The organism is Streptomyces sp. NPDC059897, from assembly GCF_042730865.1.
GTDB lineage: Bacteria > Actinomycetota > Actinomycetes > Streptomycetales > Streptomycetaceae > Streptomyces.
Map to the genome: position 1 here is coordinate 20,778 of NZ_JBHWKQ010000063.1, position 21,423 is coordinate 42,200.

Consider the following 21,423-nt stretch of genomic DNA (forward strand, 5'->3'; position numbering starts at 1 on the left):
TCGTCCTGCGGGAGCTGAACAGGGTGGCCTCCGGTCAGGATTGCGCAAAGCCGGGCAGGGAGGGCGGCCCCGGGCGCCGCGATATTCCGTGGGCGTCCCGTCCGCATCCCCGTACGCTGGCCGTTTCCGCCCCACGCCGCGACAAGCCGGCAGGCAGTACGTACCGCCCGAGGAGAACGCACCATCATGGCCGAGAGCCACACCTACCGAGTCATCGTCCGCGCCGTCTTCGAGGACCTCACCGACGCGGCGCGGGAGCGGCTGCTCGCCGAGGTCGCCGAGCACGAGGGCATCGCGGGCATGAAGTTCGGCCCGGAGGGCTCGCTCGCGTACGACCGCACGCTCAAGCACTTCTCCATGCGCTACGTCGTCGAGTCCGACCCGGACGACGGCGAGGAGCTGGCGGGGGCGTTCGCCGAGGAGAAGGCGGAGGCGTATCTCAAGGAGCGCGGGTACGGGCACGGGGAGCTGCGCTCGACGGTGACCGACATGGACACTATGAAGATCAACCGGAAGTCGCGCCGCTAGCCGGGGCCGTCATCCCGCCGCCGTCCTCGTCATCCCGCCGCCGTCCTCGTCATCTCGGCCGTGAGTGCCCAGCGCTCGTGGTCGCGCCAGGCTCCGTCGATGAAGAGGAAGTCCGGCGAGAAGCCCTCCAGGCGGAATCCGGCCCGGCGGGCGAGCGCGATCGACGCCGCGTTGCCGGGCTGCACATTGATCTCCAGGCGGTGCAGCCCCAGCGGGCCGAACGCGTGTTGGACGACCAGGTCGAGCGCCTCGGACATCAGGCCCCGCCCGGCCGCGTGCGCGAAGGCGCCGTAGCCGAGCGCGCCGCAGCGGAAGGCGCCGAGCACCACGTTGTTGATGTTGATGAACCCGGCGAGGGCACCCGTGCGGCCCGTGCGGGTGCCGCTCGCCCCGCCGTCCCGCTCGTGCACCAGGAACCCGTGCCGGTCCGGGTCCGCGATGAGCCGCCCCGCGTACTCGGTGTAGGCGGTGGCGCCAGTGGGCGGGAACAGCCAGGGGCGGTGCAGCTCGACGCTCTCGCGGGCGCGTGCCGTGAACTCGGCGACGTCGGCCGCGTCGAGGGAGTAGGGGCGGATGCCCACGCGGGCGCCCGTGGCGAGGAAGCCGGGAGGGGGAGCGCCCGGAGCGGGGAGGTCGGCCATCGGCCCAGCTTAGGAAGCAGTTGCCCGTGCCCGCCTCCTCCCGGGCTCACTTGCGTCTGCGCGACACGAAGTAGCCGCCGCAGATCGCGCCGATGACCGCCGTGATCAGCAGCGCCAGGTACAGCGGCACCGTGACCTCGGGGATCAGCAGCCGGATCTTCACGTGCCGGGTGTTCTCGAAGATGAAGACCAGGCCGAGGACGGCGAGGACGAGCACGCTGATCCGGGCCGGGGTGAACGCGCCGGGGCCGCCGCTCTTCGAGGAGCTCGAACCGTCCTTGGGGCTCATCGGTGGGACCCTTCCGTCGTTCCCCCGGAGGCCGGTCGGTCGCCGTCTCCTCTGCCAAGGATGACCGGGGAGACGGCACGAACGCACAGGTCAGGGGCCCGTACGGGTGAACGGCCCCGGGGCTGCCGGGGCCGTCTGGCTGCCGGGGCGCTCCTACGGCACTACGGGCAACCGCACCGTCCCTGTGTCGCCGGGGGCGCTGGTGACGGTGACCGGCTTGATCCCCTTGTTGCCGCCGTACGCGTCGTCGCTCGCGGCGATCACGAACCGGATCCGGTGGCCCTTCTCGTAACGGTGCACGATGCCGGGGAGGGAGACCGTGAAGGGGCGGGTGACATCGGGGACGCGGACCGGGGCGACGAGCCGGTGCACCAGGGTCTTCGAGCCGTCGGGCGCCACGTCGTACAGCTTCGCGAAGAGCACCAGCTTGTCGGCGGCGTCGCCGGAATTCTGCACGCGCTCCGTCTTCGGCGAGATCACCTTGAGCGTCGCCTTCGGGGCGCCGACGACATCGGTGGCGGCGGTCAGCGGTTCGGTGGTCCAGTCGAGGTGGGTACCCCGGGTGTCGTACGGGGCGGGGTCGGACAGGCCGATGAGGCCGGCGAGCGAGGACTCGGAGTGGCTGGTCGGGACGAGCCAGTTGCGGTACTCGCGGCTGCCGCGGGCCACCTTCTTCCGGTCGTCGACGAGCTTTCCGTCGCCGGAGAGGTACAGGGTGCGGTTCAGCGCGGGGACGCCCGGCGCGGTCGCGTACGTCCCGTTCGGATCGGCGATCCAGTCGCGGTAGTAGGCGAACGCGGGCCCGGTGTCGGTGCCGCCCTTCTTGTGCAGGTACCGGTCGAACCAGGACAGCACGCGCCGCCCGACGTAGCTGGTCTCCAGGTTGCCCTCGGAAAGGTTGAGTTCACCGGCGGCGGGGTCGGTGAGACCGCCGCTGTGCCCCCAGGACTGCCAGATCATCTTGGCGGTGGTGCCCTGCGCGGTCAGCGTGTCGTACGTCGCCTGCGCCTCGTTCAGGTTGAACAGAGTGTCGGCCTGCCCCTGCACGAGCAGCGTCGGCGCCTTCACCTGCTTCAGATACGACACCGGGGACACGCTGCGGGCGTACGAGAGGAGCCGCCGCGTCTCGGCGGCCGGGTAGCGGCCGGAGTTGAGGGTGCGGATGGTGGCGCAGGCGTCGTCGACGAAGTGCAGGCAGCTGAGCTTGTTGATCCGGGACGGGTCGAGGGAGGGGGAGAGCAGCGGCTGGCCCTCGCCGATGAGGTAGAACCCGTTGGTCCACTGCCATTTGAAGGCGCCGGGGACTTCGGCGGCCGCCGGGCCTCGCGCGTTCTGCGGGTCGAGGGAGTACGCGAGGTCGTTCCAGGTGATCAGCGGGACGAGCGCGTCGACGCGGTGGTCGACGGCGGCCGTGGCCAGCTGGATGGCGCCGCCGTACGAGCCGCCGATCATGCCGACGCGCGGGTCGCCCTTCTTGTCGGCGGTGACGTAGTCGATCTTCGTGCCGTCGTCGGCGGCGCGAGTGCCGGCGAGCAGGTCGATGAGGGCGGAGGCGGCCTTGCCGTCGATGCGCGGGTCGTCGAGGGAGACCAGGCAGCCGGACTTGCCGAAGCCGAGCCCGGAGTAGGCGAGCGCGACATAGCCGCGCTGGGCGAAGGCCCTGGCGCTCGCGTCGGTAGAGCCGTCCGCCTTGCTGCCGCCGAAGCCGTTCGTGGTCAGGACGGCGGGGGCGGGGTGCGCGGCGTCGACGCCGGCGGGGCGGTAGAGGTCGGCGTCCACGGTGCAGGTCCGCTCCGCGGTGCGGACCGTGATCTTCAGGGGGGTCGGGGTGACGTCGGTGGGGGTGGTGTCCGCCTGGGCGGGTGCGGCCAGGGTCGCCGCGGCGGACACGGCGGTCAGGGCGGCGGCGAGCGTGATGCGGGATCTGAGCACGGCGACCTCCACGGTGTGCCTTACCGGCGGGTAACGGTAAGCGCGGAGCCATCGTGTGGCACGTGTCATCGAGGGGCAATGACCGTGCCGGGTGAATCTGTCCGTTTGGGCGGAGATTTCGTGAAGCGGGTGCTCGTTGCGGGAGCCGTGCTTGACGCCACGGGGCTCCGCCCCGGACCCCGCGCCTCAATCGCCGCAGGGGCTTGTTTTCGCCTTGGGCAATCTGCCGCCTCATGGGGTCTCCCCTGCTCGGAGCTTGTCGGAGAGCTTGGGGAAGGCAGGGTGGGCAAGGCGGCCCCCGGTGCCGCGCAACAGGAACGGGCCCCGGCCACGGCCTACCGAAGCGCGGGCACGTCCAGCGTCAACGTCCCGGCACCGGCGTCCAGTTCACCCGCCACCCCCAGCGGCACCGTCAACGCCCCATCGCAATGCCCGAACCCGAACTCCTCCACCACCGGCACCCCGATCCCGCCCAACCGGTCCACCAGCAGCCCGCGCAGCGGATCACAGTCCGCCCATGAACCGAGCAGAATCCCGGCCACCCCGTCCAACCACCCCCCACGCAGCAGCTGCGTCAGATACCGGTCGACCCGGTACGCCTCCTCCCCCACGTCCTCAAGACACAACAGCCCACCCCGCGCCGCCCCCCGCGCCCCCGCCACCCCGAGGTCCGCCGCGAGCAGCGAAAGGCAGCCGCCCAGGGTCACGCCGCGCGCGGTACCGGGCACCAGAACTCCGCCGCCCACCGCGGAGATCACCCGCACCGACTCCGGCTCGAACAGCGTCGCCCGCAGATGCTCCTGCGCCCGCGGGTTCTTGAGGAAGTCGGCCGTGGCGACCATCGGCCCGTGCAGCGTGCTCACCCCGAGCCGCACCGCGAACGCCTCGTGCAGCGCGGTGATGTCGCTGTATCCGACGAACACCTTGGGCGGCGCGGCCCGCATCGCCTCCCAGTCCAGAAGGTCGACCATGCGTTGCGCCCCGTACCCGCCACGCGCGCACAGCACCCCGTCGACGTCCGGGTCGCACCAGGCCCGCTGGAGGTCCGCCGCCCGGTCGGCGTCCGCGCCCGCCAGGTAGTCGAACTCCGCATTCGTGTCCAGGACATGAGGCATCACGACCGGTTCGAGGTCCCAGCCGCGCAGGATGTCGAGGCCGGTCTGCAGCGCCGCCTCGGGGACCGGCCCGCTGGACGCGACGACGGCGACCCGCGCGCCCGGAGCCAGCCGCTCCGGGCGGCGCAGTGGCCTCACTTGGTCAACTCAAGGGTGGGGACGCCGCCCGGCTGGAGGCCGAACGCCTGGGCGTACAACGAGAGTTCCGCCTCCAGGGCGCGGATCATCGTGTCCGCCCGGCGGAACCCGTGGCCCTCGCCCTCGAACGCGATGTACGCGTGCGGCACCCGCCGCCCCTCGCTCTCCACCCGCTCCAGGAACCGCTCGCACTGGACGGGCGGACAGATCACGTCGTCGAGGCCCTGGAGCAGCAGGAACGGGACCGAGAGGCGGTCGGCGTGCTCGGCCGGCGAGCGCTCCGCGTAGCGGGCGGGCACCTCGGCGAGCGGGCCGACGAGCGTCTCCAGGTACCGGGACTCGAAGTCGTGGGTCTCCCCCTCGGCCCAGCCGGTCAGGTCGAGGATGGGATAGATGATCGTTCCGCAGGCGTAGACGTCCGTGCTGGTCAGGGACGCCGCGCTGGTCCAGCCTCCGGCGCTGCCGCCGCGGATGGCGAGCCGCTCGCGGTCGGCGGTGCCCTCCTCGGCGAGGGCGAGCGCGACGGCCGCGCAGTCCTCGACGTCGACCACGCCCCACTGCTCGCGCAGCCGGTTGCGGTACTCGCGGCCGTATCCGGTCGAGCCCCCGTAGTTGACCTCGGCGACGCCGATGCCGCGCGAGGTGAAGTAGGCGATCTCCAGGTCGAGGACGAGGGGCGCGTGGCTGGTGGGGCCGCCGTGCGCCCACACGACGTAGGGCGGGAGCTCGCCGTCGGTGGCCACGTGGGTGGGGCTGTGCGGCGGGTAGATGTGGGCGTGGATGTCGCGCCCGTCGGGGCCCTCGAAGGTGCGGATCTGGGGTTCCGGGTAGTACGCGGGGTCGACCGGGTCGTCGTGCGCGGCGCCGATCACGCGCGTGTGCCCGGTGCCCGTGTCGAGTTCGACGACCTCGGGCGCGGTGCGCGGGCTCGCCGCGACGCCGACGACACGGGTGCCGTGCACGGCGAGCGAGGCCGACCACGCGGTCCAGGGTCCCGCCGTGTCGACGACCTCGCCGGTCTCCGGGTCGAGGATGCCGAGCGCGGTGGCGCCGACGCCGTGCACGACGGCGATCAGGCCGCCCTCCAGCGGCTTGAACCAGCTCAGGCCGAGCTTCCACATCGGCCCGCCGAACTCCTCCTCGCGGGCGCACAGCGGCCGGGCGGCGGCGAGCGTCGGCCGGGCGAGGGCGCCCTGCGGGGTCGTGGGTACGGACAGGGCCGCGGCCCCGCGGGCGTCGGCGCCCCGGGCCGGCTGCTTCCCTCCCCCGGGCGCGACCTCCCAGCCACCGCGCACATCGAGCCGGTACAGGTTCCACCAGCCGCTGCGGTCGCTGGAGAACAGCAGTCCGCCGTCGGGCGCCCATTCGACCTGGCAGACGGATTCCTCGGCCCCGCCCGCGACGGTCTGCGCCGGGCCGAAGGCGCCGTCGTCGGTGACCTCCGCGAGCAGCAGTTCCGTGCCGTCCCACGGCATCCGCGGGTGGTCCCAGGCGATCCACGCGGCGCGCCGCCCGTCGGGCGAGAGCCGGGCGGTCGTGACGAACCGGTGGGCGTCGTCGGAGAGTTCCCGCACGGCGTCCCGGTCCCCGGCCGCCGAGCCGTCGAGCGGCACGGCCGCGACCACGCGCCGCAGGTCGCCGGGGCCCTCGCCGGTGAACTCCTCCAGGACGCACCACACTTCGCCGCGCTCGATGTGCGGCTGCGGGTCGACCCAGCGCAGCCCGCCGCCGATGTCCGAGACGGGGGTGAGGGGGCGCGGCTCGGCGCCGGGGGCGTCGGGCTCGTACGCGTACAGGCGCTGGTCGGCGAAGTTCACGAACACGACCAGGGGGCCGCGGGGGTCCTCGGGGCGCTCGGCCCCCGCCCAGGGGCGGCCGCCGTACTCGATGACGCGGCTGCGCACGTTCCACGGCGCGGGCAGGACCGAGCGCTCCGTGCCGTCGGCGAGCCGGCGCACCAGGGCGCGGCGGCCCGCCTCGGTGGGCCGGGGCTCGGTCCACCAGGCCTCGGCGCCGACGAAGCCGACGTACTCGGGCTGTCCGTCGTGCGTCGCCGCCAGTTCGGCGTCGATCGGCGACGGCCAGGATCCGTACTCTCGCGTGTGCAGCATGTCGTCCCCGCCCCGCATTTGTCCGGTGACCCCCATGTTCTTCGCGTCCGCCATCTTTTCCTAGTCCGTGTACCTGCGGGTGTTTCTACTGATACGTGTACGGGCGGCTCAGGCCGTGCGCAGGAATCTGTCGAGCACGCGTACCCCGAAGTGCAGCGCCTCCACCGGAACGCGCTCGTCCACGCCGTGGAACAGCGCCTGGTAGTCGAAGCCCTCGGGCAGCTTCAGCGGGGCGAAGCCGTAGCCGGTGATGCCGAGCCGGGAGAACTGCTTGGCGTCGGTGCCGCCCGACATGCAGTACGGGACGACGTGGCCCTCTGGGGCGAACTCCTCGACGGCCGCGCGCATCCGCGCGTACGTCGGCGAGTCGACCGGCGCCTGCAGCGCGACCTCGCGGTGGTGGTACTCCCAGTCGACGTCGGGGCCGGTGAGCTTGTCGAGGGTGGCCTTGAACTCGTCCTCGCCGCCCGGCAGATAGCGGCCGTCGACGTGTGCCGTGGCATCCCCCGGAATCACGTTGATCTTGTATCCGGCGGACAGCATCGTCGGGTTGGCGCTGTTGCGCACTGTCGGCTCGACCAGGGCGGCGGCCGGGCCGAGCGCCGCGAGCAGCGCGTCCACGTCGAAGTCCGGCGCGTCCACGTCGGCCGGGATGCCGTACAGCGCGGCCATCTCGGTGAGCGCGGCGCGCACCGTCGGCGTGAGCCGCACCGGCCACTCGTGCTCGTCGATGCGGGCGACGGCGGCGGCGAGCCGCCCCACCGCGTTGGCCTTGTTGACCTTCGAGCCGTGACCGGCCTTGCCGCGCGCGGTGAGCTTCAGCCAGCCGGTGCCGCGCTCGCCCGCCGCGATCGGGTACAGCTGCCTGCCGCCGCCGTCGTGGAAGGTGAAGGCGCCGGACTCGCTGATGCCTTCGGTGCAGCCCTCGAAGAGGCCGGGGTGCTGGTCGGCGAGGAAGCCCGAACCGTCCTCCGCGCTGGCCTCCTCGTCGGCGGTGAAGGCGATGACGATGTCGCGCCGGGGCCGGAATCCGACGCGCGCCCACTGGCGTACGGTCGCCAGGATCATCGCGTCCATGTTCTTCATGTCGACCGCGCCGCGTCCCCATACGACGCCGTCACGCACTTCCCCGGAGAACGGGTCGACGCTCCAGTCGGCCGCCTCTGCGGGGACGACGTCCAGGTGGCCGTGGACGAGCAGGGCGTCGGCCGTGGGGTCGGTGCCCTCGATGCGGGCGACGACATTGCCGCGGCCCGGGGTGCGCTCCAGGATCGTCGGCTTCAGTCCTGCCTCGGACAGCTTCTCGGCCGCGTACTCGGCGGCGGGCCGCTCCTGGCAGTCGCCGCCGCCGCGGTTCGTGGTGTCGATGCGGATCAGCTCGGAGGTGAACGTCACGACCTCGTCGAGCGCCTGTTGGTCGACGGTCCCGAGGGACGCCGCGCTGGTGGGTTGCTCAGCCATACTGTTCCTCCACCGCGGCCGAGGCGATCGTGGTGACCGCCTTGAAGGTGCGGATGCCCTCGTACATGGTCTCGTGGGTGTACGCGATCCTGCGCTCGCCGGTCCTCGTCACGCCCGGCACGACGGTCGAGGCCATGGCGAGGTGCTCCGCGTCGAACTCCACCTGGATCGTGAACGGGCCGCCCCGGACCGGCTCGTGGCGGACCGCGACGGACGTGGCGTCCTTGGCGGCGGCCCGGATGTCGGCGGCGGTGCGCGCGGGGGTGCGGCACACGGCCGCGTACCGGGAGACGTGGTCCTTGACGGCGACCTTGCGGGCCTCGGGCGCGTACCCGAGCGCGTCGTCGCACGCGTGGTCGTCGCCGGTGACGAGGACGACGGGCACGCCGTACTCGGCGACCACGTGCGCGTTCAGCAAACCCTCGCTCGCCCGTACGTCGTTGACCCAGACGCCGGTGATCTGGTTCGCCAGGTAGGTGTGCGCGAGCACACCCTCCATGCCGGCGCCCGCGTGGTAGCCGATGAACGCGATGCCGTCGACGTCGCCGTGCTGGACGCCCTCCACCATGGACAGCGACTTGTGCCGCCCGGTGAGCATCTGCACCCGCTCGTCGAGCTGTTCGAGCAGCAGGTTGCGCATGGTCCAGTGCGCCTCGTTGATCAGCACCTCGTCGGCTCCGCCGTCGAAGAAGCCGAGCGCCGCCGCGTTCACGTCCGAGGTGAACATGGAACGGCAGCGCTCCCACTGCGGTGTGCCGGGCAGGACGTCCGCGGGCCAGGTGACGCCCGTGGCCCCCTCCATGTCGGCGCTGATGAGGATCTTCATGGCCAGAACCGTACGCGGATCCGGCCAGGCCGCACCAGACCTGTGGATAACTCCCAGTGGTCTATACCAATTTGCCACCCGAAAAGAGGAGTTCCCGCTCGTCAGAGCGTTGCGCGCCGACGAGCGGAGTGAGTCGGCGAGTCGGTCGAGGCGTCAGTCCGCCCGCCCCACCACGAGCCACGTCGACGGCAGCTCGATGCGCCCGCCGTCGGGCGAGAAGTCCGTCGTCACGAGCGGCAGCTCACCCGCCGCGAGCACCGACAGGCCCGCCGACTCCACGTACCCGGGCACCGCCTCGTCCGAGACCTCGCCGGGCGCGATGCCGTGCGAGAACACCTCACCCAGCTTGGGCGGCGGCCCCGACGGGCCCGCCGCGAGCTCCTCCAGGATCGGCCGGGCTCGCTCCGACAGCTCGACCACGAAACCGCGGCCGCGCTCGCCGACGAGCGCGGCGATGGCGTCGACGAGCAACTGCCGGTCCGTGGGCTCACTCTGGTGCAGCACGCCCCGCATATAGACGTTGACGTCGCCCAACTCGGCGTGCAGGAAGCCCATTTGGTCGTTGTCGGTGGCGTCCAGCTCCCGGTAGTCGGCCTGCCCCGCCGGATCGGCCTCGCGGGCCCTGCCGAGAGCGGCAGCCGACAGGTCGGCGCCGACGACTCTCGGGTAGCGGTCGGCGAGGAAGCGGGTCTGCGTGCCGTTGCCGCAGCCGAGATCCACCATCGGCAGATCCGGAGCCGCCAACTCTGGCTCGAACAGGGCGAGATGGAGCCCCGCCGTCAGCGCGGGCTCGGAGTCCCAGAAGACCCCGCCCTGCTCCGCCGACGCGTCCTCCCAGAAGCTCTCCCACGCTTCCCTGTAGCGCTCGCTCACGCTCATGGAACCCTCCCCAGGGTGCGGCTGCCGAAGTGTCAGATCGGTCTACCGCTCCGGGGCACGCCCCACAAGCACGCCGTACGCACCTTCACCGGGACGACGCGGAAAGTTCGAACCACACGGTCTTTCCCGTCGCGGTGCGGCTCGTGCCCCACGCGCGCGAGAGCCGCGCCACCACACGCAGGCCCCGCCCGAACTCGTCGCCGGGCCCCGCGTTGAGCAGCGTCGGCAGTGCGTGCTCGGTGTCCTCGACCTCGCACAGCAGCGTCCCGGAGCGCACCAGGCGCAGCTGCACCGGGCCGCCGCGCGCATGGCGCACGGCGTTCGTGACGAGTTCGCTCACGATCAGCTCGGCGGCGTCGGCGATGCCCAACAGGCCCCACTGCCCCAGCTGTTCGGTCACGAGCGCACGCGCGCGTGGCACCTCGGCGGGCTCCGGCTCGAACGTCCAGTGGGCGACGTCCTCGCGCTCGAACCCGTTGAGCCGGGCCAGCAGCAGCGCCACGTCGTCCTTGCGGCCGCCCTTGGTGGCCAGCGAGCGGATGATGGTGTCGCAGGCGTCGTCCATGGACGCGGCGGGGTGGGCGGCGGACTCGCAGAGCGTCGCGAGCCCCACGCCGATGTCCTCGCCGCGCACCTCGACCAGTCCGTCCGTGCACATCACCAGGCGGTCGCCGGGCGCGACCGGGACCCGTACGGACTCGAAGGGCACGCCACCGACGCCGATCGGCGCGCCCGTGGGCAGTTCGAGCAGTTCGCTGCCGCCGTCTGCGGCGCGCACGAGGACCGGCGGGATGTGTCCGGCGTTGGCGAGGTGCAGCTCGCCCGCGATGGGGTCGTAGACCGCGTACAGGCACGTCGCCAGATAGTTGTCGCCGAGGCGCTGCGCCAGGTCGTCGAGATTGCGCAGGAGCTGCGCGGGCGGCAGGTCGAGCGCCGCCATGGTCTGCACGGCGGTGCGCAACTGGCCCAACATGGCCGCCGAGTTGAGCCCGTGCCCCATCACGTCGCCGACGACGAGCGCCGTACGCGCGCCTGGCAGCTTGATGGAGTCGAACCAGTCGCCGCCGACCCGCCCGAGCAGCGTGCCCGGAAGGTACCGGGTGGCGATGTCGCCGCCCGGCATGTGCGGCTCGATGTGCGGCAGCATGCTGTCCTGGAGCGTCTCGGCGACAGCCTCCTGGTAGGTGTACATGCGCGCGTTGTCGAGTACGAGGCCGGCCCGCGCGGCGAGTTCGGCGCCGGTCGCGCGGTCCATGTCGTTGAAGACGGGCCGCTCCTGGTGGCGGAGCAGAATCATGAAGCCGAGGACGACGTTCCGCGCCTTGAGGGGCACGACGAGCATCGAGCGGTGGTTGATCAGCGGACGGATGTCGCGCTTCTCGAACTGCGACGCGATCGCGTTGCCCATCTCCTCCGAGATGTACGGCACGAGCACCGGCTCGCCGCTGGTCATGCACTGGAAGAACGGGGTGTGCACCGGGAACGGCATGGACTCGCCGACCGGTACGACATCGTCCCAGCGGCCCGGTTCGTCGGTGTGCTCCAGGGCGACGCGGTGCCACATGGTGGTGGCGTCGGGCGCGCCCTCGGGGAAGCCCTCGCCGGCGACGACCTGTTCGCGCAGATACGTGCCTGCCACGTCCGTGAAGCGCGGCACGACCGCGCGGCTCACCTCGACGATGGTGCGGGACAGGTCGAGGGAGGAACCGATGCGCCCGCTCACCTCGTTGAGGAATTCGAGGCGGTCGCGCACGGCCGCGTATTCGAGGTCCTCGGCGGTGTCGGCGTCGTCGAGCGGCGCGCGCGGGGACGGCACGCCCAGTGCGGTGGCGCGGGCGGCCTCCGCGCGGCGCGCCTTGCGCTCGGTGCGCCGGGACACGCCCCAGTCCGCGGTGACGGGGACCCGGTCGTGCTGGCTGAACTCCAGGACCGGGTAGCCGAGTTCGAGCACCTGGGAAACGATCCGGGCGCTCTCGGAGACGCTCATGCTCGGCAGGATCTCGGGCAGCTTGCGGGCGAGCTCGTCGGCCGCGGGGAAGTCCGTGTGCAGCGCGAACGCGGGGGCTATCCGCTCGGCCTCCGGCGCCTCGTCGCCGCCGAGCAGGCGGGCGTCGGCGGCCAGTACGAGCAGTCGTTCCGGCCCCGGGCCCACCAGGGGGTACGCCCACCACAGGACGTCGATGCGGTCGCGGGGCTCGGCGCTGGCGTCGAGGCGGGCGCGGCCCGCGGCGGGGTAGGACAGGCCGCCGCCGAGGGACTCCTCCAAGTCGTGCGGTGCGGGGCCCTCTTGAGGGAGTGCGCCGGTGACCGGGAGGAGGTCGACTGCGGGGCGGCCCACCGCGTCCTCCTTGGGCGGGCCGAAGAGGCGGCGGGCGCCGCTGCTCCAGTGCGATACGCGGCCCGCGTGGTCGATGACCACGACGGCAAGCGGGACGCGGCCCTGCGGGGCTTGACCGGTGCCGTGCATCGCCGCGTTCCTTCCCTCCGGCGCGCCGGGGGTGCGCGCCGCCTCTTTCCACGGTACGGCTCCGCCGGTTGACGGGTGGCTACTTGGCGGTATTTGCCTTGCGCCACTTGACTTCCCTCGTTGCGGCCGCCCGTCCCCCGCCCCGGGGCTCCGCCCCAGCCCCCGCGCCTCAATCGCCGGCGGGGCTGAATTTGCCGAACCGGCGTTACGCTCCCGGGGCTCCGCCCCGGACCCCGCGAGTCTCGTCCCAGAGCGGGGTCTGATTTGCCCACCCCACCCGCAGGTGACTGCCCCGTCCCTGCCTCGCCTGTCTCCGCCGCCCATCTCCCACCCACCCGCCCCCTCCAGGGGCGTCAGCCTCACGGGGCGCCGCCCCCGCCTTGGGCACCCCACCGCCGGAACAACTCCCCACCCGCCGCGGTCTGCACCGCCCCCGCCTGGCACAACCCGCCGTCCGAACGGCTCCCCACCCCTTGCCGTCGGCCGCCACCGCCTTGGGCAAACTGCCGCCTTGGGCGGCAGGGTGGGCAAGGCGGCGCCCGGTGCCGCGCAATGGGGGCGGCGGCCCTGGCCACGGGTGGGTTCGGCTCGGTGCCGCATGCCCAGGGCGGGGGCATCGGCCACGGATGGGTTCGGCCCCCGGTGCCGCGCAACGAGAACGGGACCCCGCCACGTTACGGGTCAGTCCTCGTGGCCCAGTTGGAGGTCGCGGTCCGTGCGGCCGCCGCCCGCCACCTGGAGGACCGTGGCCACCGGCGGGTAACCCGCGGCGATCACCGTGTACTCGCCGGAGGCCAGGTCCAGGAAGCGGAAGGTGCCGTCGGGCCCCGTCGTCAGGGTGTCCACCACGTTGCCCGCCACATCGAGGAGCGTGACGCGCGCGTCCTCCACCGGCCGGCCGCCACCCGCCCGCACCGTCCCCCGCAGCATCGCCCCGCCCGCCAGCTCCACGTCCTGACGGGTCTCACGGGAGGCCATCACCGTCACCGGCATCGCGGCCGGCCGGAACGCCGGGGCGCTGGCGGCCAGCGTGTACTCTCCAGCCACCAACTCCGTGATGACGTAAGACCCTTCGCGTCCACTGCGCGTCGTCGCGACCACCTCGCCGTGCACGTTCGTGAGCGTGACGATCGCCTCGCGCACAGGAGTGCCGTCGGCCGTCAGCACCGCACCCGCGAGGCGACCCGCGCCGCCGAGGACCACGTCCAGGTCGACCGGCCGCTCGCCCACCGTGACCGTCACGGCCTGCGGCTGGTGGCCGCCCGCCGCCGCGATCAGGACGTACGAGCCCGTGCCCGGCGTCGCGAGCGCGTACCGGCCGTCGTCGCCGCTCGCGCCGCGGCCGATCTGGGAGCCGCCCACGTCGATGAGGGTGAGCGCGGCACGCGGCACCGGTGTGCCGTCGGAGTGCCGTACGGTCCCGCAGACCGGGACCCCGGCGGCGTACGCGGAGACGCGCTCCTGCGAGGGAATGGCGGAACTGGACAAGAGAGGGGTCTCCTTGAGGAAGAAGGCGAGGAGCAGGCCCAGGACGAGGACCGGCACCAAGTAGAGGAAGATCCGGGGCATCGCGTCGGCGTACGCCTCGATGTACGGGGTGCGCAGCGCGGCGGGCATCGCGTGCACGAGCTGCGGGGTGATGGACTCGGCGTCGGGCAGTCCACGGCCGGTGTTGGGCACCCGGTCCGCGAGGGAGTCGGTGAGCCGGTCGGCGAAGAGCGTGCCGAAGATCGCGGCGCCGACGCTGCCGCCGATCTGCCGGAAGTAGTTGTTGGCGCTGGTGGCGGTGCCGAGGTCCGATGGCCGTACGGAGTTCTGCACGGCGAGTACGAGGACCGGCATGATCAGGCCGATGCCCGCGCCGAGGACGGCCATGTAGACGCTGTATTCGAGGCGCGGGGTGTCCGCTTCGAGGCGGGAGAGGAGGTACATGCCCGCCGTCGACAGGGCGCCGCCCAGGATCGGGTAGAGCTTGTACTTGCCCGTGTGGCTGATGAGTTGGCCGGAGGCGATGGAGGCCACCACCACGCCGCCCATCATGGGCAGCATCAGCAGGCCGGACTCGGTCGCCGAGGCCCCGTCGACCATCTGGAGGAACGTCGGCAGGTAGCTCGCCGCGCCGAACAGTGCGACGCCCACGACCATGCCGACGAGCCCGCTGATGTTGAAGACGGAGTCGCGGAACAGCCGCAGCGGGATGAGGGGTTCGGCGGCGAACTTCTCGGCGAGGAGGAACAGGAGCGCCGAGGCGAGGGCGCCCGCGCCGAGTCCGACGATGACGCGGTCGTCCCACTCGTACTCGGTGCCGCCCCAACTGGTCAGGAGTACGAGGCAGGTTGAGGACGTCGCCAGCAACAGGGCGCCGAGGACGTCGAGTCGGGGCTTCTTCGTGGGCTTGGGGAGCTTGAGGACGACGGCCGTCACGGCGAGGGTGAGCAGGCCGAACGGGACGTTGATGTAGAAGCACCAGCGCCAGGAGAGGTGGTCGGTGAAGTAGCCGCCGAGCAGCGGTCCCGCGACCGACGCGAGGCCGAACGCGGCGCCGATCAGGCCCATGTAGCGGCCCCGTTCGCGCGGCGGCACGATGTCGCCGATGATCGCCTGTACGCCGATCATGAGGCCGCCCGCGCCGACGCCCTGGAGGGCGCGGAACGCGATGAGCTGGTCCATCGTCTGGGCACGGCCCGCGAGCGCTGAGCCGATGATGAAGACGACGATCGCGAACTGGAAGACGCCCTTGCGGCCGAAGAGGTCGCCGAGTTTTCCGTAGATGGGCAGGCCGACGGTCGAGGTCAGCAGGTAGGCGGTGATCGCCCAGGACATCTTGTCCAGGCCGTGCAGCTCGCCGACGATCCGGGGCAGCGCCGTGGCGACGATCATCTGCTCGAGGGCGGCGAGCAGCAGTGCCAGCATCAGGCCGACGAAGACCATGCGCACGCGGCGCGGGCTGAGACCGTGACCGGCGGCCAACTGGGCCGGTTCCTCGGGCCGTTGCGGCTCCGGCGGGAGGTCGGGCGGGACCACCGGCTCCCCGACCGGATCGGTCACCAGCGTCACCGTGCCCACCTGCAGCTCCCCTCGTCACCCTTGCCCGGCCATTTCTCGCATTACGCGACAACTGGGGGCAAGCGCGAAGAATCGCTGTTCAGGTGGGCCGGATCGGCGTATCCGCCGGTAGGAGCCCTACGGCGTACAACGGCGGCGGAACGAGAACCACTCGAAACGGTGAGCGGCAGATCTGTGCGCGAGCGTCACAACTGCCCGCGCACCGGGGTTACTTCTCGACCTGGGTCGCGAGGCCCGCGAGCACGGCGTCGTAGATGCGGGCGAGGCCCTTGGGGGCGAAGGTCTTCTCGAAGAAGCCGCCGATGCCGCCCGCGCCGTTCCAGACGGTCGTGACGGTGACGCGGGACTGGCCGTCGCCGGCCGGGGTGACGCGCCACGTCGTGACCATGGAGGAGTTGCGGTCCTTCTCGACGAGTTCCCCGTCGGTCGGCTCGGTCACGTCGAGCAGGCAGTCACGCACGCGCTTGCTGGTGGCCTGGAGCTTCCAGTGCACGAGCGTGCCCTCGCCGTCGCCGCCCTCGCGCACCTCGTACTCGCTGAAGTGCTCGGGCAGCATCTTCGCGCGCGTGCCGCTGTAGTCGGCGAGGGCGTCGAAGACGTCGTCCGGCTTCGCGGCGACGACACGTTCCGTGGTGGCCTCGACCTGCGCCATGACACTTCCTCCAGCAATCGGTTCTTCAGGGACCGCCGCCTGGGCGACGACCGGCCCTGGGGCGGTGTCAAGCCAACCACCCTCCGTACCGGCCGCCCAAATCGGGGCCGGACCACGGCCACACCTGCTACGGACGGCGTTCGCACCGGGTTCGCACGATCAAGGGAACATGTGTTCTATTCTGTGGTCAGTGCTACCGAGGAGGCGTCATGCGCTGGGAGAACCTCACGGACGAGCCCGTGGACCACGGGCGGGCCCGGGACGCCGCGCTGTTCGGCGCGGACAGGGTGGTGAGCAGGACCTTCGACACCCCCGAATTCGCAGGTGTGACGTTCCACGAGATCCGGGCCCGGTCGATCGTGAACCGGGTGCCGGGGGCGTCCCGGATGCCGTTCGAGTGGACCGTCAACCCGTACCGGGGCTGCACTCACGCGTGCGTCTACTGTTTCGCCCGCAACACCCATCGTTATCTGGACCTCGACACGGGCCTCGGCTTCGACAGCCAGATCGTGGTCAAGGTGAACGCGCCGCAACTGCTGCGCCACCACCTCGCCTCGCGGCGCTGGCACGGCGAGCACATCGCGATGGGCACGAACGTCGACTGCTATCAACGGGCCGAGGGCCGCTACCAGTTGATGCCCGGCATCATCGAGGCGCTGCGCGACTACGCCAATCCGTTCTCGATCCTGACGAAGGGCACGCTGATCCTGCGGGACCTGCCGCTGCTGCGGCAGGCGGTGGACGTGACGGACGTCGGGATCTCGGTCTCGGTCGGCTTCGTGGACCGGGAGCTGTGGCGCACCGTCGAGCCGGGCACGCCCGCGCCCGAGCGCCGCCTCGATGTCGTACGCGCCCTCTCCGACGCCGGGGTCGGCTGCGGGGTCCTGATGGCTCCGGTGATCCCCTTCCTCGGCGACCACCCGGACCAGCTGCGGGCGACGGTCCGCACCATCGCCCGGGCGGGCGCGACATCCGTGACCCCGCTGGTCCTGCACCTGCGCCCCGGCGCCCGCGAGTGGTTCATGGGCTGGCTGTCCCAGCACCACCCACATCTGGTCCGCCGCTACGAACGCCTCTACGCGGACGGCTCCTACGCCCCGAAGTGGTACCAACGCCGCGTGACCCGCCAGGTCCACGAACTGGCCGAGGAATTCGGCATCGGCCCGTCCCGGGCGGCAACGCCCCGCCGCATCCCCGCACGCGAGGAGCCCTCGACCCCCAAGACACCGACGCAGCTGTCCCTCCTGTGAGGATGGCCCGCATGACACACCTCACCCACATCCCGACCCCTGAGGGCATCGCCCCCGCTCCCGCCTACAGCCACGTCGTCATGGGCAGCGGTCGGCTCATCGCCGTGTCCGGTCAGCTCGCCCTCGACGAGAAGGGGGAACTGGTCGGCCCCGGCGACCCGTTGGCGCAGGCGCGGCAGGTGTTCGAGAACCTGCGCCGGTGTCTCGCGGCGGCGGGCGCGTCCTTCGAGGACGTGGTGAAGGTGACGTACTTCGTGACGGACGTGGCCCACATGCCCGCCGTGCGCCAGGCCCGCGACGAATTCCTCGACCCCGCGCGGCTGCCCGCCGCCTCCGCGGTGCAGGTCGCCGCGCTGATGGCGCCGGACTTCCTGATGGAGATCGAGGCGCTCGCCGTCACGCCCGAGTGACGGCGCACGGTCCTCACCCCCGCGGCAACCTCGCCAGCGCCGCCTCCGCCGCCATCGCGAGGCGTTGGTGGGTGGCCGCCTCCTTGAGGACCTCGCGGGCCCGGGGGTCGGCGAGGCTGCCCAGGCCCTCGACGCAGGCGAGGGCCACCTTCCGGTAGGGGTCGTGCGGGACGAGGCGGCGACGGAGCGTGGCGATCAGGGCCGGGGCCGATTCCGGGGCGCGGAGCTGGGTGAGGAGGCGGACGGGGTGCAGGGCATAGGCGACGCGCAGCTCGTTCGTCGCCAGGGCGGCCGCCGCGCGTGCGGTGCGCGGGTCGCCGAGTGCGGCGAGGGCCTCGGCCGCCGCGGCGCAGCGCTCCGGGTCACGGTGGTTGAGCAGCAGGACGAGGGACTCGAAGGCGCGGCCGTCGCCCGCCATGCCGAGCCGGTACGCCGCCAGTTCCCGCGCCCACAGCGGCTGCTGCGGCGCGGTGAGCACCGCAGCCAGCTCATCCCTGTCCTGGGAGGCGGCCAGCTGCTCGAACGCGGGTGTTCCGCCGGATTCCTTCCGGATGCGTTCCGTTACCGTTCGCGACTCTTCGTCCATGACGTCGAGGGTAGACGCGCACGGCCTGCGGCGACGTAGATCACAGCGACCTTTCAACAGTGAGGACTGGCGCGCTCGTTACTCGCTGGTTAAGCTCAGGTGAGCGGGGCATACTTCCCGCAGCACCACTCACGGCGGCCTGGTGACGCAGCCGTCGTGAGCGTCAGTCGGTTCGGTACCCGTGCGTACCGCAGTACGGCTCGGCCCCGGGACAGGGCCCGCCGGTTCGGCTCAACTCCCGCACTTCCCGCGCCTGTTGTCCGCGCGTGTGCGGCGCTCAGTCGCCTCAGCCGTCACCCCTCATTTTCTGGAGTTCCCAGATGGACGCTCCCCTGTCCCGTATCTCAACTGTGGCCGTCGTCGGCCTCGGCACCATGGGCACCGGCATCGCCGAGGTCCTGGCCCGTGCCGGGCGCGAGGTCGTCGGCATCGACATCAGCGAGTCCGCCACCGCGCAGGCCGTGGCGTCCCTGGAGGCCTCGACGGCGCGTGCGGTGCGCCGCGAGCACCTCACCGAGCAGCAGCGCGCGGAGCTGCTCGCCCGCTTCCGCACGTTCACCGACCTGCAGGCCGCGGCCGACGCCGACCTCGTCATCGAGGTCGTCCCGGAGTCGTACGAGATCAAGCAGCAGGTCTTCCGCGAGCTCGACGGCATCGTGCGCCCCGACACCGTCCTCGCGACCGGCACCAACGCGCTCTCGGTGACCCGGCTCGCCGCCGATTCGGCGCGGCCCGAGCGCGTCCTCGGCCTGCACTTCTTCAACCCGGCGCCCGCCATGAAGCTCGTCGAGGTGGTCTCGTCGGTGCTCACCGCGCCGGCCGCCGTCGCCACCGTCACCGATCTCGCCATCGAGCTGGGCAAGGACCCGGTCGCGGTCGGCGACCGGCCCGGCTTCGTCGCCGACGGGCTGCTCTTCGGCTACCTCAACCAGGCCGCCGCCATGTACGAGGCCAAGTACGCCTCGCGCGAGGACATCGACGCCGCGATGAAGCTGGGCTGCGGGCTGCCGATGGGCCCCCTCGCGCTGCTCGACCTGATCGGCGTGGACACGGCCCGTACCGTCCTCGACGCCATGTACGCCGAGTCGCACGACCGGCTGCACGCGCCCGCCCCGATCCTCAAGCAGCTCAGCGAGGCGGGTCTGACCGGGCGCAAGGCGGGCCGCGGTTTCTACACGTACGAGGCGCCGGGCAGCTCCGTCGTGGTGCGCGACGCGCTGACGCCGCTCAGCGACGCGCTCACCGGGCCCTCCCGCACCGTCCGCTCCGTCGGCGTCGCGGGCTCCGGAACGATGGCCTCCGGGATCGCGGAGGTGTTCGCGAAGGCCGGGTACGACGTGGTGCTCGCGGCCCGCAGCGAGGAGAAGGCGGAGGCGGCCAAGGCCCGGATCGGCAAGTCGCTCAAGCGATCCGTCGACAAGGGCCGGATGACCGCGGAGAACGCCGAGGAGACGCTGGCGCGGATCTCCCCCGCCGGGTCCTACGACGCGTTCGCCGAGGTCGACCTGGCCCTGGAGGCCGTCGCCGAGGACCTGGACGTGAAGCGGCAGCTGTTCGCGACGTTCGACAAGGTCTGCAAGCCCGGCGCGATCCTCGCGACCACGACCTCCTCGCTGCCCGTCGTCGCCTGCGCCCGCGCCACCTCGCGCCCGCAGGACGTCATCGGCATGCACTTCTTCAACCCGGCGCCGGCCATGAAGCTCGTCGAGGTCGTGCGCACCGTGCTCACGTCCGACGAGGTGCACGCCACGGTCCGCGAGCTGACCCGCAAGGTCCGCAAGCACCCCGTGGACTGCGGGGACCGGGCCGGGTTCATCGTGAACGCGCTGCTCTTCCCGTACCTGAACAACGCGATCAAGATGGTCCAGGAGCACTACGCCTCGCTCGACGACATCGACGCCGCGATGAAGCTCGGCGGCGGCTACCCGATGGGCCCGTTCGAACTGCTCGACGTGGTGGGCCTCGACGTCTCCCTCGCCATCGAGCGCGTGCTGCACCGCGAGTTCCGCGACCCGGGCCTCGCCCCGGCACCGCTCCTCGAGCACCTGGTGGCCGCGGGCTGCCTCGGCCGCAAGACGGGCCGTGGTTTCCGCGAATATGCCAAGCGCTGATTCGGTCGGGGAGGCCGAATCCGGTTGGGGTGGGCTGCTCGGGGAGCCGGGCGGCCCGCTGACCGGGGCACCGCCGGGCACGTACATGCAGTACGTTCGGGGCATGTCCAAGGCCGACCAGTCCTCTCGTACCTCCGCCACGCCCGACGCCCCGGAGAGCGCCGCGGGCAATCGGGCCGCGGCCCAGCGGCTCAAGATGCGCCGTGAGCTCGCGGCCGCGGCGATGGAACTCTTCGCCACGAAGGGGTACGAGGCGACGACGGTCGACGAGATCGCCGCGACCGCCGGGGTCGCCCGGCGGACCTTCTTCCGCCACTTCCGCTCCAAGGAAGAGGCGATCTTCCCGGACCACGACGACACCCTGGTGCGCGCGGAGGCCGTGCTGAACGCGGCGCCGCCCCTGGAGCACCCGCTGGACACGGTGTGCCGGGGCATCAAGGAAGTCATGAAGATGTACGCCGCGCAGCCCACGGTGTCGGTGGCGCGCTACCAGCTGACCCGCGAGGTGCCGACGCTGCGCGAGGCCGAGATCGCCTCGGTGGCCCGCTACGAGCGGCTGTTCACCCGCTACCTCCTCGGCCACTTCGACGAGCAGGCGCACCACGACGGCAACGACGACCCGTTGCTCGCCGAGGTCGCCGCCTCCGCCGTCGTCACCGCCCACAACCACGTGCTGCGGCGCTGGCTACGGGCGGACGGCCAGGGCGACGTGGAGACCCAGCTCGACCACGCCTTCGCGATCGTGCGCCGCACCTTCGGCACCGGCATCGGCGCGGGCCGCACCCCGGCCGCCCCCTCGGCCCCCGCACAGGTCTCGCAGAACGGCGAGGTCCTGGTCACCGTCGCCCGCACGGACGCGCCGCTTCCGGAGGTCATGCGCACGATCGAGGAGGCGCTCAGGAACCGGTAGCGGGTCCGCCGCTTCGACAGGCGCCCCACCTGGCACGCAGTGCCAGGTCTG

17 protein-coding genes are annotated in these 21,423 nt (G+C 72.1%); 5 read left to right on the forward strand and 12 right to left on the reverse strand.

Going from position 1 to position 21,423, the window contains the following annotated elements; genetic code table 11:
* Nucleotides 1-186 precede the first annotated feature (186 nt).
* The gene (locus tag ACFV9W_RS37080; RefSeq protein ID WP_385770127.1) at nucleotides 187-528 is read left to right on the forward strand and encodes a DUF6204 family protein; all 342 of its coding nucleotides are present in this window, start codon (nucleotides 187-189) and stop codon (nucleotides 526-528) included.
* Between the two features lie 29 nt (nucleotides 529-557).
* Here the strand turns inward: ACFV9W_RS37080 and ACFV9W_RS37085 are convergent, their stop codons facing one another.
* The 11 genes from ACFV9W_RS37085 to ACFV9W_RS37135 all read right to left on the reverse strand — a co-directional run bounded on the left by ACFV9W_RS37085 (nucleotide 558) and on the right by ACFV9W_RS37135 (nucleotide 16,105).
* Nucleotides 558-1,169, reverse strand: a complete 612-nt coding sequence (locus ACFV9W_RS37085) for a GNAT family N-acetyltransferase (RefSeq protein WP_385770129.1) — start codon at nucleotides 1,167-1,169, stop codon at nucleotides 558-560.
* A 46-nt stretch (nucleotides 1,170-1,215) separates the two neighbouring features.
* Nucleotides 1,216-1,458 (reverse strand): LapA family protein, encoded by a 243-nt coding sequence (locus tag ACFV9W_RS37090; protein ID WP_385770131.1) that lies wholly within the window; start codon nucleotides 1,456-1,458, stop codon nucleotides 1,216-1,218.
* A 153-nt stretch (nucleotides 1,459-1,611) separates the two neighbouring features.
* Nucleotides 1,612-3,459, reverse strand: a complete 1,848-nt coding sequence (locus ACFV9W_RS37095; protein WP_385770133.1) for a CocE/NonD family hydrolase — start codon at nucleotides 3,457-3,459, stop codon at nucleotides 1,612-1,614.
* A gap of 266 nt (nucleotides 3,460-3,725) precedes the next feature.
* Nucleotides 3,726-4,643 carry an LD-carboxypeptidase gene (locus ACFV9W_RS37100; RefSeq protein WP_385770135.1) on the reverse strand — a complete coding sequence of 306 codons (918 nt, stop codon included), beginning with the start codon at nucleotides 4,641-4,643 and terminating at the stop codon, nucleotides 3,726-3,728.
* A complete protein-coding gene (locus tag ACFV9W_RS37105; RefSeq protein ID WP_385770137.1) occupies nucleotides 4,640-6,754 on the reverse strand; it encodes a prolyl oligopeptidase family serine peptidase in 2,115 nt (704 codons plus the stop codon). The genes ACFV9W_RS37100 and ACFV9W_RS37105 overlap by 4 nt, the downstream gene beginning before the upstream one ends.
* A 108-nt stretch (nucleotides 6,755-6,862) precedes the next feature.
* Nucleotides 6,863-8,215: a M20/M25/M40 family metallo-hydrolase gene (locus ACFV9W_RS37110; protein WP_385770139.1), complete on the reverse strand. Its 1,353-nt coding sequence runs from the start codon at nucleotides 8,213-8,215 to the stop codon at nucleotides 6,863-6,865.
* On the reverse strand, nucleotides 8,208-9,041 hold the full coding sequence (locus ACFV9W_RS37115; protein WP_385770141.1) for a M55 family metallopeptidase: 834 nt from the start codon (nucleotides 9,039-9,041) through the stop codon (nucleotides 8,208-8,210). The genes ACFV9W_RS37110 and ACFV9W_RS37115 overlap by 8 nt, the downstream gene beginning before the upstream one ends.
* Before the next feature lie 153 nt (nucleotides 9,042-9,194).
* Nucleotides 9,195-9,920 (reverse strand): class I SAM-dependent methyltransferase, encoded by a 726-nt coding sequence (locus ACFV9W_RS37120; protein ID WP_385770143.1) that lies wholly within the window; start codon nucleotides 9,918-9,920, stop codon nucleotides 9,195-9,197.
* Between the two features lie 85 nt (nucleotides 9,921-10,005).
* Nucleotides 10,006-12,387 (reverse strand): SpoIIE family protein phosphatase, encoded by a 2,382-nt coding sequence (locus tag ACFV9W_RS37125; RefSeq protein ID WP_385770145.1) that lies wholly within the window; start codon nucleotides 12,385-12,387, stop codon nucleotides 10,006-10,008.
* Between the two features lie 681 nt (nucleotides 12,388-13,068).
* Nucleotides 13,069-15,453: an MFS transporter gene (locus ACFV9W_RS37130; protein WP_385770147.1), complete on the reverse strand. Its 2,385-nt coding sequence runs from the start codon at nucleotides 15,451-15,453 to the stop codon at nucleotides 13,069-13,071.
* A 208-nt stretch (nucleotides 15,454-15,661) separates the two neighbouring features.
* Entirely contained in the window at nucleotides 15,662-16,105 is a 444-nt protein-coding gene (locus ACFV9W_RS37135) for an SRPBCC family protein (protein WP_385770149.1), read from the reverse strand.
* Between the two features lie 209 nt (nucleotides 16,106-16,314).
* Between ACFV9W_RS37135 and ACFV9W_RS37140 the strand changes: the two genes are divergently transcribed.
* Nucleotides 16,315-17,355, forward strand: coding sequence for an Rv2578c family radical SAM protein (locus tag ACFV9W_RS37140; protein ID WP_385770151.1), 1,041 nt, complete (start codon nucleotides 16,315-16,317; stop codon nucleotides 17,353-17,355).
* 11 nt (nucleotides 17,356-17,366) lie between these two features.
* Nucleotides 17,367-17,765, forward strand: a complete 399-nt coding sequence (locus ACFV9W_RS37145) for a RidA family protein (protein ID WP_385770153.1) — start codon at nucleotides 17,367-17,369, stop codon at nucleotides 17,763-17,765.
* Between the two features lie 13 nt (nucleotides 17,766-17,778).
* Here ACFV9W_RS37145 and ACFV9W_RS37150 read toward each other — a convergent pair whose 3' ends face one another.
* On the reverse strand, nucleotides 17,779-18,351 hold the full coding sequence (locus tag ACFV9W_RS37150) for an adenylosuccinate lyase (RefSeq protein WP_385770155.1): 573 nt from the start codon (nucleotides 18,349-18,351) through the stop codon (nucleotides 17,779-17,781).
* Nucleotides 18,352-18,671: 320 nt separating this feature from the next.
* On the opposite strand from ACFV9W_RS37150, the gene ACFV9W_RS37155 reads away from it, so the two are divergent.
* Together ACFV9W_RS37155 and ACFV9W_RS37160 are read left to right on the forward strand one after the other, a co-directional pair.
* Nucleotides 18,672-20,462, forward strand: a complete 1,791-nt coding sequence (locus ACFV9W_RS37155; RefSeq protein ID WP_385770157.1) for a 3-hydroxyacyl-CoA dehydrogenase family protein — start codon at nucleotides 18,672-18,674, stop codon at nucleotides 20,460-20,462.
* Between the two features lie 85 nt (nucleotides 20,463-20,547).
* Complete coding sequence (locus ACFV9W_RS37160) at nucleotides 20,548-21,372, forward strand: TetR family transcriptional regulator (RefSeq protein ID WP_385770159.1); 825 nt, start codon at nucleotides 20,548-20,550, stop codon at nucleotides 21,370-21,372.
* Nucleotides 21,373-21,423: the final 51 nt, after the last annotated feature.

Bases quoted from the DNA above. Each gene is read 5' to 3' on its own strand.
- ACFV9W_RS37155 (WP_385770157.1), top strand. From the start codon at position 18,672: ATGGACGCTCCCCTGTCCCGTATCTCAACTGTGGCCGTCGTCGGCCTC.
- ACFV9W_RS37090 (WP_385770131.1), bottom strand. From the start codon at position 1,458: ATGAGCCCCAAGGACGGTTCGAGCTCCTCGAAGAGCGGCGGCCCCGGC.
- ACFV9W_RS37125 (WP_385770145.1), bottom strand. From the start codon at position 12,387: ATGCACGGCACCGGTCAAGCCCCGCAGGGCCGCGTCCCGCTTGCCGTC.
- ACFV9W_RS37140 (WP_385770151.1), top strand. From the start codon at position 16,315: ATGCGCTGGGAGAACCTCACGGACGAGCCCGTGGACCACGGGCGGGCC.
- ACFV9W_RS37145 (WP_385770153.1), top strand. From the start codon at position 17,367: ATGACACACCTCACCCACATCCCGACCCCTGAGGGCATCGCCCCCGCT.
- ACFV9W_RS37110 (WP_385770139.1), bottom strand. From the start codon at position 8,215: ATGGCTGAGCAACCCACCAGCGCGGCGTCCCTCGGGACCGTCGACCAA.
- ACFV9W_RS37120 (WP_385770143.1), bottom strand. From the start codon at position 9,920: ATGAGCGTGAGCGAGCGCTACAGGGAAGCGTGGGAGAGCTTCTGGGAG.
- ACFV9W_RS37105 (WP_385770137.1), bottom strand. From the start codon at position 6,754: ATGCTGCACACGCGAGAGTACGGATCCTGGCCGTCGCCGATCGACGCC.
- ACFV9W_RS37150 (WP_385770155.1), bottom strand. From the start codon at position 18,351: ATGGACGAAGAGTCGCGAACGGTAACGGAACGCATCCGGAAGGAATCC.
- ACFV9W_RS37095 (WP_385770133.1), bottom strand. From the start codon at position 3,459: ATGACACGTGCCACACGATGGCTCCGCGCTTACCGTTACCCGCCGGTA.
- ACFV9W_RS37135 (WP_385770149.1), bottom strand. From the start codon at position 16,105: ATGGCGCAGGTCGAGGCCACCACGGAACGTGTCGTCGCCGCGAAGCCG.
- ACFV9W_RS37085 (WP_385770129.1), bottom strand. From the start codon at position 1,169: ATGGCCGACCTCCCCGCTCCGGGCGCTCCCCCTCCCGGCTTCCTCGCC.
- ACFV9W_RS37080 (WP_385770127.1), top strand. From the start codon at position 187: ATGGCCGAGAGCCACACCTACCGAGTCATCGTCCGCGCCGTCTTCGAG.
- ACFV9W_RS37115 (WP_385770141.1), bottom strand. From the start codon at position 9,041: ATGAAGATCCTCATCAGCGCCGACATGGAGGGGGCCACGGGCGTCACC.
- ACFV9W_RS37160 (WP_385770159.1), top strand. From the start codon at position 20,548: ATGCAGTACGTTCGGGGCATGTCCAAGGCCGACCAGTCCTCTCGTACC.